Below are 13,877 nucleotides of genomic sequence, written 5' to 3' on the forward strand. Positions count from 1 at the left end.
AGAGGCGGCCCAGGAGGTCGGGCCCCAGACGGCTGGATGCTCTCAGCCCGCAGAGAATATATAGCGCGGCTTCCTGCCAGGAAGCGGGGGCTTTGGCCAGGGGCGCGTGTGGCCGCCGCCGTCACGGGGCCGCCGTGTGGCCAGATGGCGACGCCGGCGCGGGGCTGCCGGCGAGCTTCGCGTTGATCGCCCTGACCGCGGCCGGATCGAGTGACAGGCGTCGGATCACCGCGCCGGACCGCCCGAGCACGGGTCCGGTGACGTCGCCCAGGGCCAGTGCCAGGCCGCCCGCATTCCCGGTGGTGAGCACCAGCGGGGGCGAGGTTTCCGGCACGGTCCAGCTGTCGCCCTGGGCGAGGAGGTGGTCATACACGACCGTCCCGTCGGCCTTGCGGACCTGCACCCAGGTCGCGGCGGTCGCTCTGAGTGTCACCGCGTCAGCCGCAACCGGTGCTGGCGAAATGGGCGCGGCCGGCGCCACGGATGCCGGCACGAGCGGGGCCGGGACGACCGGCGATGCCTCGGGCCTGGCGGTCGGGGCGGCGGTGGCCGGGACCGGCTGCGAGGGAGCAGGCATGACGGACTGTGGCGCGCTTGCGGGCGGTGATGCATCTGCGGTCGCGGTAGCCGCCACCGGTGGTGGCGGGGGGCCTGGGGCTGGCCGGGCGACCGGTGGCACCGGTTGCGGCAGCATGGCCTCGGGGACCGCGGGGACCGGCTGCACCGGCACCGCATCGCGGGCGCTGAACACGTACCAGCCGGCGTAGGCCCCGATCAGCAGCACCACGCCGAGCAGGATCGCGGCGCCGGCCGGCACGCCCCGCTCGGGGACTGGCGACGGGAAACTGAGATCGGGGTGCCCAAGCAGGCCACGCGTCTCGAGCCGGAAACGCTCGACGACCTCCTGCGGATCGAGCCCGAGAGCGGTCGCGTAGCTGCGCAGGAAGCCGATCGTGTAGGTGCCGCTCGGCAGCGCCGCCGGCTGCCCGTCCTCGAGCGCCTGAAGATAGCTGCGCCTGATACGCAGCCAGTCGGCCACCTCACCCAGGTCCCAGCCCAATCGCTCGCGCTGCTCGCGCAGGCTGTGGCCGACAAGAGGCGGTCGCGTGCCCTCGCCGGGCGCGGCCTGTTCAGCCTGCCGCCTGATCATCGAAAACCTATTTCCAAGCCACCCTGGCTGCGATGCTAGAGCACAGCCCGTCGCGAGGCGAGATGACCCTCTTCAGGCCGCGCCCTGCTTCAGCCGGTCGCGGAACGCCTTGCGGAACTTCGCCACCTTCGGGGCAATCACCACCCGGCAATAGCCCGCGCCCGGGTGCAGGGCGAAGTAATCGTGATGCTCCGCCTCGGCCGGGTAGAACGCCGGCAGCGGGGCGATCTCGGTGACGATGCTGCCGTTCCAGACTGTTGCCGCGTCGATCTCGTCACGCACCGACTCGGCGACACGGCGCTCCTCGTCGTCGCCCACGAAGATTACCGATCGATACTGCGTCCCGACATCGTTGCCCTGCCGGTTAAGGGTGGTCGGATCGTGGATGGTGAAGAAGATGCGCAGCAGGTCGGCGTAGCTCAACACCGCGGCGTCGTAGGTGACCTGCACCACTTCTGCATGCCCGGTGGTGCCGGTGCAGACCTGCTCGTAGCTCGGATGCGGGACCGTTCCCCCCGCATACCCGGACAGAACCGCGCTGACGCCCTCGAGGTCCTTGTAGACCGCCTCGACGCACCAGAAGCAGCCGCCACCCAATGTCGCTATGGCCATCACGACCCCCTTCTTGTAACCGCGCCACTACATGGCGATCCTGGGACGCCGCGAAAAGTGCCACCGTCCGGCTGGACGCGGCAGGTTGCGCGCGTGGCATCGCATGCGCGATGGGTTCCGGAACCGCCAGGGCGGATGGGACGATGATCAGCGATAGGACAGGAGACACTGATGGCCGGTAATCCACTTGAAGAAGACCACGAGCGCGATCACCGGATCCGCACTCGCGCCTACCACCTGTGGGAGGCCGACGGCCGGCCGCACGGCCGCGAGGGCGACTACTGGGAGCGGGCCCGCGAACTCGAGGGCATGCAGTCCGCCGGGGAGACCGGGCAGCTGCCGAATCCGATGACCACCGGCGCCGATCCGGCCCAGACCCAGCCGGTCGAGGAAGCCTTCCTGCAGGAGAACCTCGGCGAATTCCCGGACCGGTTCGCCGACCAGGGCGAGAGCCAGCCGGTGCCGAAGGGCCATGCGCCGGGCCACAAGGCCAAGTCCGAGCCGGTCGAGCCGCCGGCTCCCAAGGGCGCAAAGCCCAGGCCATCCGCGGCGAATGAGGCGGCTGCGAAGTCGGCAAAGAAGGGAAAGTCGAAGTAGCCCCTCGGGAAACTCCTTGAACTCAGCGCGGGACCGTCAGGGTCCCGTTGCGGTCCTGGAGTTCCGGGCGGATGACCGGCATGCTCTGCGCCGGCAGTTTCGGGGTCCGGTGCGTCATCTGCGGGTCGACCTGGCCGGGCGGATGCAACACGCCGGAGGCGGGAACTTTACCCGGCCGGCGCTCCGCCTGCTGAGCCTGCGCCGGGCCGCCCGCCAGCACGGCCACGAAGCCCGCCGTCGCCAGCCAAGCTGCCGTCCAGTTTCCCGAGATTGCCATCCGTCCCTCCGGCTGCCGGCGATCATGTCACCCGCCGGTTCAACAGGGGCGACCCGCCCCCGGTTGCCGGCTACCGGTCAGAAGCTGCCGGCGAACCGCTGCGGCAGCCGCCACAGCGCGTCGCCACTCAGATGCAGGTCGATGCGGAACAACTCCTTCTGCCGGGCGGTGGCGCTATCCTGTACGCGGCCGAGCCAGCCCTGCAATTCCGGGTCGTCGGCATCGAGCGTGCGGCCGGTGCGTCGCGGCAGGCCTGCGATGCCGTGCAGCATGCGGGTCCAGTCGGCATCGTCGACCCGCTGGTGCGAGCCCGCCTCCGGCCGGCTCCAGGCCTGCGCCCGGGTCCGTGCCAGCCGCTGCAGGCCCGACTGCATGTCGGCGTAGCGGAGGTGGAAAAGATACAGCGACGAGAACTCCGGCTCCGCCTCGATATTGTGGAAACCCGGCGCCCAGCGGATCGGCCGGCGGATCAGGGCCGGCTTGCACATCGAGGAGCTGAACCGCAGCCATTGCCGCTGCAAGCTGATCGGCCGTGTCCAGTCGAGCGCTGCCTCGTCCGCCGGCCTGTGCACGACATCAAGCCCGATCGCCGTCGCCACGGCCGTCGGCTGCAGCGAAGCCGCGAAGCTGGCCAACGACACATGATGCAGCGGGTCGGCCACCAGCATCTCGTCGACGTCGACATAGATCACGCTCTCGTACCAGCTCAGCAGCGCGGCGCAGTATTGCGAGACGAAGCCGGCGCGGCGCTCGTCATCCTGCGGCGAGCGCGGGATGCGCAGCAGGTTCAATCCCGGCGGCAGCAGATGCGCCGCGGTGCTGCCGTCGTCGCTGCCGTGGTCGATGACATGGCAGCGCTCGGGTGTGACCTGCGGGCAGTAGTGGCGCAGCCAGACCGGGAGGAAGTCGCCCTCGTTGTAGACCATGGTGACGATGGCAAGCGGGGCGCGCGCCAGGCCCTCACGTGCAACGAGACCGTCGGTCATGGGCTGAACCTTGCGGTGCGGGCAGCCGGACTGGCGGCCTTGACCCGCATTGTCCGCCTCTTCATACGTCCTTAGCATGGGTCCCATGCAAAAGCTTCAAAGCACAGACGCGGCTCGTGGCCCGACCGGGGGCGCATCGACCGGTCGGCGGATGATGCTGCGCAAGCCGACCGCCCACATCGAGGCCGAGATCGCTTCGCACGGCCTGAAGCGCACCCTGGGCCCGCTGAACCTCACCATGCTGGGAGTAGGCTCGACCATCGGCGCCGGCATCTACGTCATGACCGGCAGCGCCGCCGCCAACTATGCCGGCCCCGCGGTGCTGATCTCGTTCCTGATCGCCGGCCTCGCCTGCGTGTTCACCGCCCTCTCGTACGGCGAACTGGCGTCGGTGATGCCGGTCAGTGGCTCGGCCTACACCTATGCCTACGCCGCCGTCGGCGAGGTGTTTGCCTGGACCACCGGCTGGCTGCTGCTGCTCGAGTACGGGATCTCGACCGCCGCGGTTGCCGCCGGCTTCTCCGGCTACGCCACCAGCCTGCTGCATGATTTCGGCGTCGACGTTCCCGCCTGGCTGCATACGCCGATGCTGCTGACCAGCCATGACGGCCCGCTCACCACCCTGGTGATGGGCGGCGGCCTCGACCTGGTGGCGGCCTTCGCCAGCCTGCTCGTCACCGCCATCCTGGTGATCGGTGTCACCGAAAGCGCCACGGTCAACACCGTCATCGTGTTCATCAAGGTCTCGGTGCTGGTGATCTTCGTGGCCCTCGGCATCTCGTCGGTGCATCCGGCGAACTGGACGCCATTCATCCCGCCTAGCCAGGGCGGCTTCCGCTTCGGGGTGCCCGGCGTGTTCAGGGCCGCCTCGGTGATCTTCTTCGCGTATGTCGGCTTCGAGGCGGTCTCCTGCGCCGCCGCCGAGGCGCGCAACCCGAAGCGCGACGTGCCGATCGGCATCCTCACTTCGCTGGCGATCTGCACCGTGACCTACCTGTGCGTCGCCGCCGTGCTGACCGGCATCGTGCCGTACCAGAAGCTCGGCGTCGCCGATCCGCTGGCGATCGCGGTGGATGCCATGCACCAGCCCTGGCTCGCCCTGCTGATCAAGGTCGGCGCCGTCACCGGCCTGTGCTCGGTGATGCTGGTGCTGCTCTACGGCCAGTCACGCATCTTCTACACCATGTCGCGCGACGGCCTGCTGCCGCGTGCCTTCAACACCCTGCACCCGCGCTTCCGCACGCCCTGGATCGGCACCATCATCGTAGGCGTCGCCAGCGCCACCGCCGCCGCCACGCTGCCGATCGACATCATCAGCGACCTGGTCAGCCTCGGCACCACGGTTGCCTTCGGCATCGTCAGCTTCACCGTGATCTGGCAGCGCAACGCCCGTCCGGACCTGGCGCCGCCGTTCCGGGTGCCGCTCGGCGCGCTGCGCATCCGCGGCGTCTGGATCGGCATCGTGCCGGCGCTTGGCATCCTGTTCTGCGTCGTGATGGCCGCCCCGCTGCTGATCGACCTGGTAAGCGAGCTGTTCAACGGCAATCCGGTGCCGGCGCTGCTGCTGCTCGGCTATGTGGTGCTGGGTGCCGCCTGCTATCTCTTCTACGGCATGCGGCACTCGGCGCTCGGACGCGAAGTCAGGCTGCGCCGCTAGCGGTTCCGCGCGCCGCGGGGACCGGCTGAACGGCGTCGTCCTGGCCTGGCATCGCGATGTGGTGGACAGGGAATTGGCCCTGATGAGCGATCCCGCTACCCGGACTGCTTTCATCGCCCTCGAAGACAGCGGGGCGGGAAAGGCGGCGGAACAGGTCCGGTCCATCATCGCGGATCTGAAGGACACGGAAGAGCAGAGCGTGCGGGCCCGCAACGCGCTGCGCAGGATGCCTTCTCCTCCGCCTTCGTCTTCCTCCGGACTGGCGGGACCCTGCCGGTTCTCGCCGCGACCGCCGTGGGCTTCCTGCTGACGCAGTCCATCGCAGTCCCGGTGCGGGCGATTACGCTGGCCATGCATTGTCTGGCGCACGGGGATCTCGCTATCGAGATCCCGGGCGTCGGGCGGACGGCGAACGCGACCGGCGCATCGGCCGGACAGGTGCTGGACGCCGCCGGCGGACTGTCCCGCCAGGCGGAGACGCTGTCCTCGGGAGTGAACGGCTCTCTCGCCTCGGTGCGAGCAGCCTGAACACCGATTTCGCTGGACCTGTAGTTGGGCGGGAAACCGGTCTTCCCCCGGGCTCGCCCCGGGCCTATGCCGTCAGCCGCAACACGAGCGAGAGCCTTGATGAGCACTGCGAGCCTGGACCTGCCCTACGAGACCGGTGCGATCCTGGCCGCGCTGGACGTGCCACGTAGCCGCGTCGCGAAAGGGGCGAACAAGGTGCGCTCGCCGCTGACCGGCGAGGTGATCGCGCATGTCGACCATCTCGACGCTGACGCGACGCGCGCCGTGGTCGGCGAGGCGCACGAGGCGTTCCTGCAGTGGCGCCGGGTGCCGGCGCCGCGACGCGGCGAGCTGGTGCGGCTGTTCGGCGAGGAGCTGCGTGCCGCCAAGGACGCGCTCGGCCGGCTGGTGTCGATCGAGGCCGGCAAGATCCCGTCCGAGGGCGCCGGCGAGGTGCAGGAGATGATCGACATCTGCGACTTCGCGGTCGGACTGTCGCGCCAGCTCTACGGCCTGACCATCACCAGCGAGCGCCCCGAGCACCGGATGATGGAGCAGTGGCACCCGGCCGGGGTGGTCGGCGTGATCTCGGCGTTCAACTTCCCGGTCGCGGTCTGGGCCTGGAACGCCGCCCTCGCCCTGGTCTGCGGCGACGCGGTGGTCTGGAAGCCGTCGGAAAAGACACCGCTGGTGGCGCTGGCGACCATCGCCCTGTTCGAGCGCGCCGCCGCCCGGCACTGCGACACCCCGCCCGGCCTGTGCGGCCTGGTGCTCGGCGACCGCGAGGCCGGCGCCGCCCTGGTGGCGGATCGCCGGGTGCCGGTGCTCTCGGCCACCGGCTCGACGGCGATGGGCCGTGTGGTCGGCCGGGCGGTGGCGGAGCGCTTCGGCCGCGCCATCCTGGAGCTCGGTGGCAACAACGCCTCCATCGTGTGCCCTTCCGCCGACCAGGAGCTGGCGCTGCGGGCGGTAGCGTTTGCCGCCATGGGCACCGCGGGGCAGCGCTGCACCACGCTGCGCCGGCTGATCGTGCATGAGAGCATCCACGACGCCTTCGTGCAGCGGCTTCGATCGGTGTATGCCGGGGTCAGCGTCGGCAATCCGCTGGAGGGCGACGCGCTGGTCGGCCCGCTGATCGACCAGGCAGCCTACAAGGGCATGCAGTCGGCGCTGAAGCAGGCGCGCAAGGCGGGCGGCGTGGTGCATGGCGGCGAGCGCCATGCGGTGGCGGGCTGCGACGATGCGTACTACGTGCGCCCGGCATTGGTGCTGATGCCGGAGCAGGCTGGTCCGGTGGTCGAGGAGACCTTCGCTCCGATCCTGTATGTGCTGAAGTACCGGGATTTCGATCAGGCGCTGGCTCTGCAGAACGGTGTTCCGCAGGGTCTCTCTTCGTCGATCTTCACCCGGGATCTACGCGAGAGCGAGCTGTTCCTGTCGGCGATCGGTTCTGACTGCGGCATCGCCAACGTCAACATGGGGCCGTCCGGTGCCGAGATCGGCGGCGCCTTCGGCGGCGAGAAGGAGACCGGCGGCGGCCGGGAGTCGGGCTCGGATAGCTGGAAGGCGTACATGCGGCGCAGCACCAGCGCGATAAACTACGGCCTGACGATGCCGCTGGCGCAGGGCGTGAAGTTCGATATCGACGGCGGCGCGCCCTAGAGCAGCCTCCGATCACCCGGGATCGCCCTGTGATGCCGGGCGTCGGATAATGCCGCACTTCCAGACGTCAGGCGGAGCATGATCGATCGGATCATGCTCTAGCCGGCCATGGCGGCGGCCGCCGATGCCGTCGCCTGTTTCCGGTAGAGCGCCACCTCGTCGAGGATCGCGCACCCGAGCGCCTGCTCGAGCGCCGGACGTTGCGGGTCGGGTCGGGCTGCCTCGCCCGCACCGTCGCCCAGGTTGGAGCGGAAGATCCCGGCGGCGCTGACCGGCAGGAAATCCTCATACAGGATCGGCTCGGCCACCACGGCGCCGCTTGCGATCGCCGCCTGCAGGCCGGCGTGCGGATCCGGACGCCGGACCCGTCGATACCGATAGAAGGCCAGGTCCTGCTCGCGCAACGCCGCATGATCATCGGGCAAGTCGTTGATCGTGCTGCTTTGGTTCGACGCCAGCCATGTGTCATAGCGGATCCGCCCGGCCTCCGTCAGGGCCACGCCGCGCTGCTCGATCTCGCCGAAGCGGGCCGTATGGATGCCCGCCTCGCCATCGAAGCGGACCGGCTCGGACAGCGCCTTGAAGCTGGTCTGGCGCAGCAGCACCGGGCAGCGCCGGGGCGGCGGTCCCTCGATCAGCTCCTTGGCCGGCAGTCCGCGCTCGAGCATCGCCGCCTGCGCCGCGTCGATATCGAGCACCCGCGGGGTCAGGTGGTTGATGTGCGGCCCCCTGAAGCACACCACGTCGGCGACCAGCGGGTGCGCCTGGCGCAGCGCGCCATAGGCTGCGGCATCCACCGTCGCCTCGGCGTGCCAGCGGAAGGTCTCCAGCGCCTCGCGTACGAACTCCGAAGCGGACCGCTCGTCGAGGCCGCCTTCCCGCTCGTGCTGCTCGATCAACGCCACCGCCCTCGGGGTGACGATCCGCCGCCGCGCCAGGATCTCCTGCGCTGCCCGGCGCAGGGCCGGATCGGCGATCAGCTCGAGCCGCAGCAGGGAGGTGAAGACCCGGAACGGGCTTCGCGTCAGCGATGCCGGCCCGGTGGCGCGGAATGCGGTAGAGTGCACCGGCACGCCAGCCGCGGCGAGATCGTAGTAGCCCACCGGCACCATTCCGAGCACGCCAAACAGTCGGCGCAACAGCCCGAGCTCGGCGGCGGTGCCGACCCGGATGGCGCCGTGCCGCTCCAGATCCAGCCGGGCGCGTTCGTCCTGGCCATGAGAGGCGGCCAGTGACGGGTCGGCCTCCAGCACGCGCCGGTTGATTGCCTCGACCAGCGCGACGAGTTCGCCATAGAGCGGCACCTCGGCGCGATACATCGCCGACATGGCCTGCGAGAACTCCGCCCGCAGCCGATCCGGATCCACCACGATCATTCCCTCCCGCACCCTGCCCGATCAGGTGCCACGCAGAGCCACCGCAAGCCTGAGCAGGATCGCCGCGGTGGCGCCCCAGATATCATGCTCGGGATGCGGCCACGACCAGGAGCCATGCCGCAGGCCGCCCTCGATCAGGCGCGGCGCGTCCGGATCCAGCAGCTGCTGCAACGGCATTCCGAAGATCACGTCGACTTCCTCGGGAGCGGCGAGCCACCGCGCCTCCGGCGACAGCAGACCGACTACAGGTGTGATCAGGAAGTTGCTGGCATGCGTCCATTGCACCGGCAGCCGCCCGAGGAGGGTGACGGCGGAAGGCTCCAGGCCGATCTCCTCCTGCGACTCGCGCAGGGCGGTCTCCGCCGGGCCACGATCGGCGGCGTCGCGCCGGCCACCGGGGAAGCTTACCTGGCCGGAATGATGCCGCAGCAGCGCCGACCGGCGGGTCAGCAGCACCATCGGGTCCGGCGCCGGCACCAGCGGCACCAGCACGGCGGCATGGCGCGGCAGGCGGGTATGGATCGGCCGGGTCGCCGCAACCTGCGGGGCCATGCCCTGCAGCAGGGTCTCCCAGTCCGGATCCTGCGCCGGCGGCAGGCCGGCGAGACGCCCGCGCAGCCATCCGGCATCGAATGCCAGCGGCGCAATCCCTGGCAGGAAGCCGGTTGCCGCCCGTGTCTCCGGTCCCGTCCTCATCGATACCCGTGTAGCGCCTCGGGTCCCGGCTCGACCAGCCGCGAGAGTGTCCAGTCCCGGAAACGGCGCCGGATGGCACGCTGCGCCGGCAGTTCGACAGCATGGTGCAGCACGCAGGCGAAACCCAGGATCACGCCGGCCAGCAACAGGGCGTCCGGGACCTTGTGCAGCAGGATGCCATGCATCCGCGGGGTCACCACGCCATTCCAGAGCATGAGGATGAAGGCATGGCACATGTAGACCGCGAACGAGGTCTCGCCGAGATAGATCGCAACCCGCTCGATGCGTCCGAGCATTCCCTGTGCACGCCCGGTGCGCAACGACAGCAGCAGCAGCAGCCAGATCATCGCCGCCAGGAACAGGCCGGCGTGGGCGGTCCAGGCAAGGCCGAAAGCGGCGAGCCATCCCGCCGCCAGCCCGGGCGACCGGATCCGGTGCAACCAGGCGTCGCCCTGCCGCAGGCCGCTGCGCAGCGACGCCCCGAGGCAGAATTCGAGCAGCACGCGCGGCAACGCCATCGCGCCGCCGAACAGCAGGCCGATTTCGCCGAGGCAGACCACCAGCGCCGCCAGCAGGCCCGCGCAAAACCAAGCCGCGCCGGGCCGACGGTGGCCCAGCCAGAGGAACGCCAGCGGCGCCAGCATGTAGGCGGCCCATTCGCTGCTGATCGACCAGGACGGCACGTTCCAGGCCGTCTCGTGACCCCAGCGGAACCAGCCATGCAGCAGTGCGAGCTGCCGCAGCAGGCCGGGCATCCGATCGTCGGCGAACGGCGCGCCGGGTCCGAGGGCGCCAGGATGGGTCAGCCGATAGCTGGCGGCCACCAGCACGAAGGCCGCCAGCATCGCCAGGTGCAACGGATAGATCCGGGCCAGGCGGCTGACCAGGAAGTCCGCCACGCCGAATGGTCGCCGGCCGATGATGACCGGGTGGACATGGCAGAGCACGAAGCCGGACAGCACGAAGAAGCAGTCGACCGCGACGATGCCCTTGGCGATGAAGACCTGGTGCGCCGCGGCGTGGAATGGCGCCGACGGGGCGAAGTGGAACACCACCACCCACCAGGCCAGCAGTCCGCGGATAGAGGTCAGGGCAGGAAGTTCATGACGCCCCAGGGGGTCCGCTGCGCTCGCCCCGCGAGCCAGGTCCGGGGCTGCGTCGCGGGATGAACGGGCTGCATTGGCCAGGCTGGGCAACAGGCATCGGCCTCCGGTTGGGATCGGCAGGTCGGACTGCCTCGTCCAGTTAGAGACGGCGGCCCGTAGTCGTGGCAACCGTAATCACGGTTCTGCTTTCGCTGCCGAACGCATCCCGGACGCGGTCGCCCGGGCTTGCGGTTGTCCCGGTTCGGTTGCACTGTCATCCGGATTTATTTTTCGGCCTGTGACCGGGCCATATGGCCGCGCCGGCGAGCCAACGAGCAACAGATCAGAGATTGCCGCATGTCCGTGATCCGCCCTCTCCTCGTCGCCTGCCTCGTCAGCGGAGCCTGTCTGCTGCCGCCGGCTGCGGCACAGGCCCAGATGAGCGTAGGTGGCGGGGGCGCGGGCGGCGGCGGCGGCGCCAACGACGCCGCCGCGGAGGAGGCCAAGGCGGCAGCGGCGGCGGCAGCCCCGCCACCCGCCCTGCCCGGCGCTGTGCCCAGCGACGATGCGGCGCCACGGGGCCACGCGGCGCTCGACGTCAACCCGAACGCCGCCCTGTTCGATGCCATCAACCGCGGCGACCTCACCGCCGCGAAAGAGGCGCTGTCACGCGGCGCCGACCTGCAGGCGGTCAACATCCTCGGCCAGAAGCCGCTCGACATGGCGATCGACCTCAACCGCAACGACATCACCTTCCTGCTGCTCTCCATGCGCGGGGCCGGCACCACTGATACCGGGACGCAGCTTGCCTCCGCCCAGACCGGCGGCGACGGTGGTGTCGCGGTGTCCGCAAGCGCCACCCGCAGGCGCTCGCCGGTGCAGGAGGCCGCCGACATGCGGGCCAGGAGACTTGCCGAGGATGGCGGCGCCGCCCGGCCCGATGTCGGCTTCCTCGGCTTCGGTGGCAGCTAGCGCAGGTCCCGGCGGCAGCCGGCCGGCCGATCACCGCTAAGGTTTCGAAGGAGCCTTCCTGAACAGCATGAACCCGATCGCGACCGGCATCGCGGTCATCCTGCTCGCCGCCGCCGCCGCATCCTTCGTGCTGCTGCACCAGCCGCTGCTGGCGGTCCCGCTGGCCATCCTGGCCTTCCTCGCGCCTTCCAGCCTGCGCATGGCACGGCAATGGGAGCGCGCGGTGGTGCTTCGCGCCGGCCGGATGCAGGGCACCCGCGGTCCCGGCCTGTTCATGATCATCCCGGTGGTGGACAGCGTCGCCGGCATGGTCGACCTGCGCATCCAGACCACGCCGATCGCCACCGAGCAGACGCTCACCCGCGACACCACGCCGGTGGACGTCGACGCCATCGTGTTCTGGAAGGTTGCCGATCCGGAGCGCGCCATCACCGTGCTGATGGATTATGCGGGCTCCGTCTCGCTGGTGGCACAGACCAGCCTGCGCGAGATGATCGGCGCCACCGACCTCGCGACCCTGCTGGAGGACCGCAAGCATATCGACACCGTCCTGCGCGACTCCATCGCCGCCAAGATCGGCGACTGGGGCATCACCGTGCAGGGTGTCGAGATACGCGACGTGATGCTGCCGCGCAGCCTGCAGGACGCGATGAGCCGGCAGGCGCAGGCCGGGCGGGAGCGCCAGGCGCGCGTCACCCTGGCCGCCGCCGAGCGCGAGGTCGCGACCGAGCTCGAGGAGGCGGCGCGCACCTACGACCGCTCGCCGACCGCGATGCAGATCCTGCAGATCAACCGCATCTACGAGATGAACAAGGACCGTGGCGCCACCATCCTGCTGCCGACCTCGATGGCCGACAGCATGGGCCGCCCGTCGGCCGCGCTGATGGCGTCGGCGCTGGCGGTCGCGGCGGCGCAGGGGCCGGAACGGCCGTCGCAGCCTCCCGAACCGGAGCGGCAGACATGAGCGGCAGCGACCACCTGACCAGGATCGTCCTGGCATCCCGCCCGGACGGTGCGCCTGTCGCGTCCGACTTCCGCATCGAGACGCACCCCCTGCCGGAGCCCGGCCCCGGCGAGGTGGTGGTGCGCGTGCTCTACCTCTCCCTCGACCCCTACATGCGCGGCCGCATGAGCGATGCGAAGAGTTATGCGGAGCCGGTGGCGCTCGGAGGGGTGATGGTCGGCGAGACCGTCGCCGAGGTCGTGCGCAGCACGGTCGCGCAGTTCGCCACCGGCGACGTGGTGCGCTGCCAGGGCGGCTGGCAGTCGCATGCTGTGCTGCCTGCGGACCACCTGGCGCGCGTCGATCCGGCGCTGGGACCGGTCAGCACCGCGCTCGGGGTCCTCGGCATGCCCGGCTTCACCGCCTGGGTCGGCCTGGACCGGATCGGCCAGCCGCAGGCCGGCGAGACGCTGGTGGTCGCCGCCGCCACCGGTCCGGTCGGTGCCACCGTCGGCCAGGTGGCGCGGTTGCGCGGCGCGCGCAGCGTCGGCATCGCCGGCGGAGCGCGCAAGTGTGCGGCGCTGATCGAGGAATTCGGCTTCGACGCCGCCGTCGATCACCGTGATCCGCACTTCCCGGAAAAGCTCGCCGCCGCCTGCCCGAAAGGCATCGACGTCTATTTCGAGAATGTCGGCGGGGCGGTGTTCGACGCCGTGCTGCCGCTGCTCAACCCGTTCGCGCGCGTGCCGGTCTGCGGCGTCGTCGCCACCTACAACGCGCGGACCGGCGAGCGCGCGGGTCCCGACCGGCTGGCGGGCGCGATGGGCGCCATCCTGCGTCGCCGGCTGACCGTGCGCGGCTTCATCGTGTACGATTTCCGCGACCGCCACGACGCCTTCCTCGCAGAGATGGCGGCCTGGGTCAGGAATGGCGACGTCCGCACCCGCGAGGACGTCGTCGACGGGCTGGAGCGCGCACCGGAGGCGTTCATCGGCATGCTGGAAGGCCGCAACTTCGGCAAGCTGCTGATACGGCCCTGACCGCTAGCGGATGCCGGCCGCCTCCTGCGGGGTGCGCAGGGTCAGCGACAAGGCGTGCAGCCCGCTCCTGAACTCGCTATCCAGCGCCTCGTGCACCAGCCTGGAGCGCTGCACCCGGCCGAGACCCGCGAACGCCTCGCTCACCACCAGCATCGCATAGTGCGTCTCGCCGCCGGCGGCGCCACTCTCGCGCACCCCGGCATGCCCCGCATGGCGCGCGCTTTCATCCTCGATGACCAGCGACTGCGGTTGGAAATGCTGCTCGATCGCAGCCCGCAGCCGCTGTTCGCGCCCGGTCGGTGTCAAGCCCATCATCG

Annotated in this window: 15 protein-coding genes; 7 read left to right on the forward strand and 8 right to left on the reverse strand. The window is 70.3% G+C overall.

The window, feature by feature from the left end:
* Window positions 1–121 precede the first annotated feature (121 nt).
* Both FE263_RS12215 and msrA read right to left on the reverse strand, forming a co-directional pair.
* Window positions 122–1,150, reverse strand: a complete 1,029-nt coding sequence (locus tag FE263_RS12215; protein WP_138326237.1) for a helix-turn-helix domain-containing protein — start codon at window positions 1,148–1,150, stop codon at window positions 122–124.
* A 72-nt stretch (window positions 1,151–1,222) separates the two neighbouring features.
* Entirely contained in the window at window positions 1,223–1,762 is a 540-nt protein-coding gene (msrA, locus tag FE263_RS12220) for a peptide-methionine (S)-S-oxide reductase MsrA (RefSeq protein WP_138326348.1), read from the reverse strand.
* Window positions 1,763–1,933: 171 nt separating this feature from the next.
* Here msrA and FE263_RS12225 point away from each other — a divergent pair, with 171 nt between their 5' ends.
* Window positions 1,934–2,359 carry a DUF2934 domain-containing protein gene (locus FE263_RS12225; protein ID WP_138326238.1) on the forward strand — a complete coding sequence of 142 codons (426 nt, stop codon included), beginning with the start codon at window positions 1,934–1,936 and terminating at the stop codon, window positions 2,357–2,359.
* 22 nt (window positions 2,360–2,381) lie between these two features.
* Here the strand turns inward: FE263_RS12225 and FE263_RS12230 are convergent, their stop codons facing one another.
* Window positions 2,382–2,636: a hypothetical protein gene (locus FE263_RS12230; RefSeq protein WP_138326239.1), complete on the reverse strand. Its 255-nt coding sequence runs from the start codon at window positions 2,634–2,636 to the stop codon at window positions 2,382–2,384.
* Window positions 2,637–2,713: 77 nt separating this feature from the next.
* Window positions 2,714–3,622, reverse strand: a complete 909-nt coding sequence (locus tag FE263_RS12235; protein ID WP_138326240.1) for a glycosyltransferase family 2 protein — start codon at window positions 3,620–3,622, stop codon at window positions 2,714–2,716.
* Between the two features lie 151 nt (window positions 3,623–3,773).
* On the opposite strand from FE263_RS12235, the gene FE263_RS12240 reads away from it, so the two are divergent.
* The 3 genes from FE263_RS12240 to amaB all read left to right on the forward strand — a co-directional run bounded on the left by FE263_RS12240 (window position 3,774) and on the right by amaB (window position 7,448).
* On the forward strand, window positions 3,774–5,279 hold the full coding sequence (locus FE263_RS12240; protein WP_138326349.1) for an amino acid permease: 1,506 nt from the start codon (window positions 3,774–3,776) through the stop codon (window positions 5,277–5,279).
* A gap of 294 nt (window positions 5,280–5,573) precedes the next feature.
* Window positions 5,574–5,807, forward strand: coding sequence for a hypothetical protein (locus FE263_RS12245; RefSeq protein WP_138326241.1), 234 nt, complete (start codon window positions 5,574–5,576; stop codon window positions 5,805–5,807).
* Window positions 5,808–5,906: 99 nt separating this feature from the next.
* Window positions 5,907–7,448 (forward strand): L-piperidine-6-carboxylate dehydrogenase, encoded by a 1,542-nt coding sequence (gene amaB, locus FE263_RS12250; RefSeq protein ID WP_138326242.1) that lies wholly within the window; start codon window positions 5,907–5,909, stop codon window positions 7,446–7,448.
* Window positions 7,449–7,546: 98 nt separating this feature from the next.
* On the opposite strand, the gene hglS is transcribed toward amaB, so the two are convergent.
* Genes hglS through FE263_RS12260 form a run of 3 tightly spaced genes read right to left on the reverse strand, consistent with a single transcriptional unit; the run spans window position 7,547 to window position 10,716 of the window.
* Window positions 7,547–8,818 (reverse strand): 2-oxoadipate dioxygenase/decarboxylase HglS, encoded by a 1,272-nt coding sequence (gene hglS, locus FE263_RS22390; protein ID WP_240759424.1) that lies wholly within the window; start codon window positions 8,816–8,818, stop codon window positions 7,547–7,549.
* Window positions 8,819–8,845: 27 nt separating this feature from the next.
* A complete protein-coding gene (locus FE263_RS22395; RefSeq protein ID WP_205880350.1) occupies window positions 8,846–9,520 on the reverse strand; it encodes a CoA pyrophosphatase in 675 nt (224 codons plus the stop codon).
* Window positions 9,517–10,716 (reverse strand): acyltransferase family protein, encoded by a 1,200-nt coding sequence (locus FE263_RS12260; RefSeq protein ID WP_171034068.1) that lies wholly within the window; start codon window positions 10,714–10,716, stop codon window positions 9,517–9,519. The genes FE263_RS22395 and FE263_RS12260 overlap by 4 nt, the downstream gene beginning before the upstream one ends.
* A 246-nt stretch (window positions 10,717–10,962) precedes the next feature.
* On the opposite strand from FE263_RS12260, the gene FE263_RS12265 reads away from it, so the two are divergent.
* From FE263_RS12265 to FE263_RS12275, 3 genes are all read left to right on the forward strand, one after another.
* Entirely contained in the window at window positions 10,963–11,577 is a 615-nt protein-coding gene (locus FE263_RS12265) for an ankyrin repeat domain-containing protein (protein WP_138326244.1), read from the forward strand.
* A 67-nt stretch (window positions 11,578–11,644) separates the two neighbouring features.
* Entirely contained in the window at window positions 11,645–12,541 is an 897-nt protein-coding gene (locus FE263_RS12270; RefSeq protein WP_138326245.1) for a slipin family protein, read from the forward strand.
* Window positions 12,538–13,560 carry an NADP-dependent oxidoreductase gene (locus FE263_RS12275; protein WP_138326246.1) on the forward strand — a complete coding sequence of 341 codons (1,023 nt, stop codon included), beginning with the start codon at window positions 12,538–12,540 and terminating at the stop codon, window positions 13,558–13,560. Before FE263_RS12270 ends, FE263_RS12275 begins: the two co-directional genes overlap by 4 nt.
* A gap of 3 nt (window positions 13,561–13,563) precedes the next feature.
* Here FE263_RS12275 and FE263_RS12280 read toward each other — a convergent pair whose 3' ends face one another.
* A complete protein-coding gene (locus FE263_RS12280; protein ID WP_240759425.1) occupies window positions 13,564–13,875 on the reverse strand; it encodes a BolA family protein in 312 nt (103 codons plus the stop codon).
* Between the last annotated feature and the right edge of the window lie 2 nt (window positions 13,876–13,877).

It is taken from the genome of Lichenicoccus roseus (assembly GCF_005844085.1).
Classification (GTDB): domain Bacteria; phylum Pseudomonadota; class Alphaproteobacteria; order Acetobacterales; family Acetobacteraceae; genus Lichenicoccus; species Lichenicoccus roseus.

Coding starts and splice junctions, on each gene's coding strand:
- FE263_RS12230 (WP_138326239.1), bottom strand. CDS start 2,636: ATGGCAATCTCGGGAAACTGGACGGCAGCTTGGCTGGCGACGGCGGGC.
- FE263_RS12240 (WP_138326349.1), top strand. CDS start 3,774: ATGATGCTGCGCAAGCCGACCGCCCACATCGAGGCCGAGATCGCTTCG.
- FE263_RS12270 (WP_138326245.1), top strand. CDS start 11,645: ATGAACCCGATCGCGACCGGCATCGCGGTCATCCTGCTCGCCGCCGCC.
- FE263_RS12225 (WP_138326238.1), top strand. CDS start 1,934: ATGGCCGGTAATCCACTTGAAGAAGACCACGAGCGCGATCACCGGATC.
- FE263_RS22395 (WP_205880350.1), bottom strand. CDS start 9,520: ATGAGGACGGGACCGGAGACACGGGCGGCAACCGGCTTCCTGCCAGGG.
- FE263_RS12275 (WP_138326246.1), top strand. CDS start 12,538: ATGAGCGGCAGCGACCACCTGACCAGGATCGTCCTGGCATCCCGCCCG.
- FE263_RS12280 (WP_240759425.1), bottom strand. CDS start 13,875: ATGATGGGCTTGACACCGACCGGGCGCGAACAGCGGCTGCGGGCTGCG.
- FE263_RS12235 (WP_138326240.1), bottom strand. CDS start 3,622: ATGACCGACGGTCTCGTTGCACGTGAGGGCCTGGCGCGCGCCCCGCTT.
- msrA (WP_138326348.1), bottom strand. CDS start 1,762: ATGGCCATAGCGACATTGGGTGGCGGCTGCTTCTGGTGCGTCGAGGCG.
- FE263_RS12215 (WP_138326237.1), bottom strand. CDS start 1,150: ATGATCAGGCGGCAGGCTGAACAGGCCGCGCCCGGCGAGGGCACGCGA.
- FE263_RS12265 (WP_138326244.1), top strand. CDS start 10,963: ATGTCCGTGATCCGCCCTCTCCTCGTCGCCTGCCTCGTCAGCGGAGCC.
- amaB (WP_138326242.1), top strand. CDS start 5,907: ATGAGCACTGCGAGCCTGGACCTGCCCTACGAGACCGGTGCGATCCTG.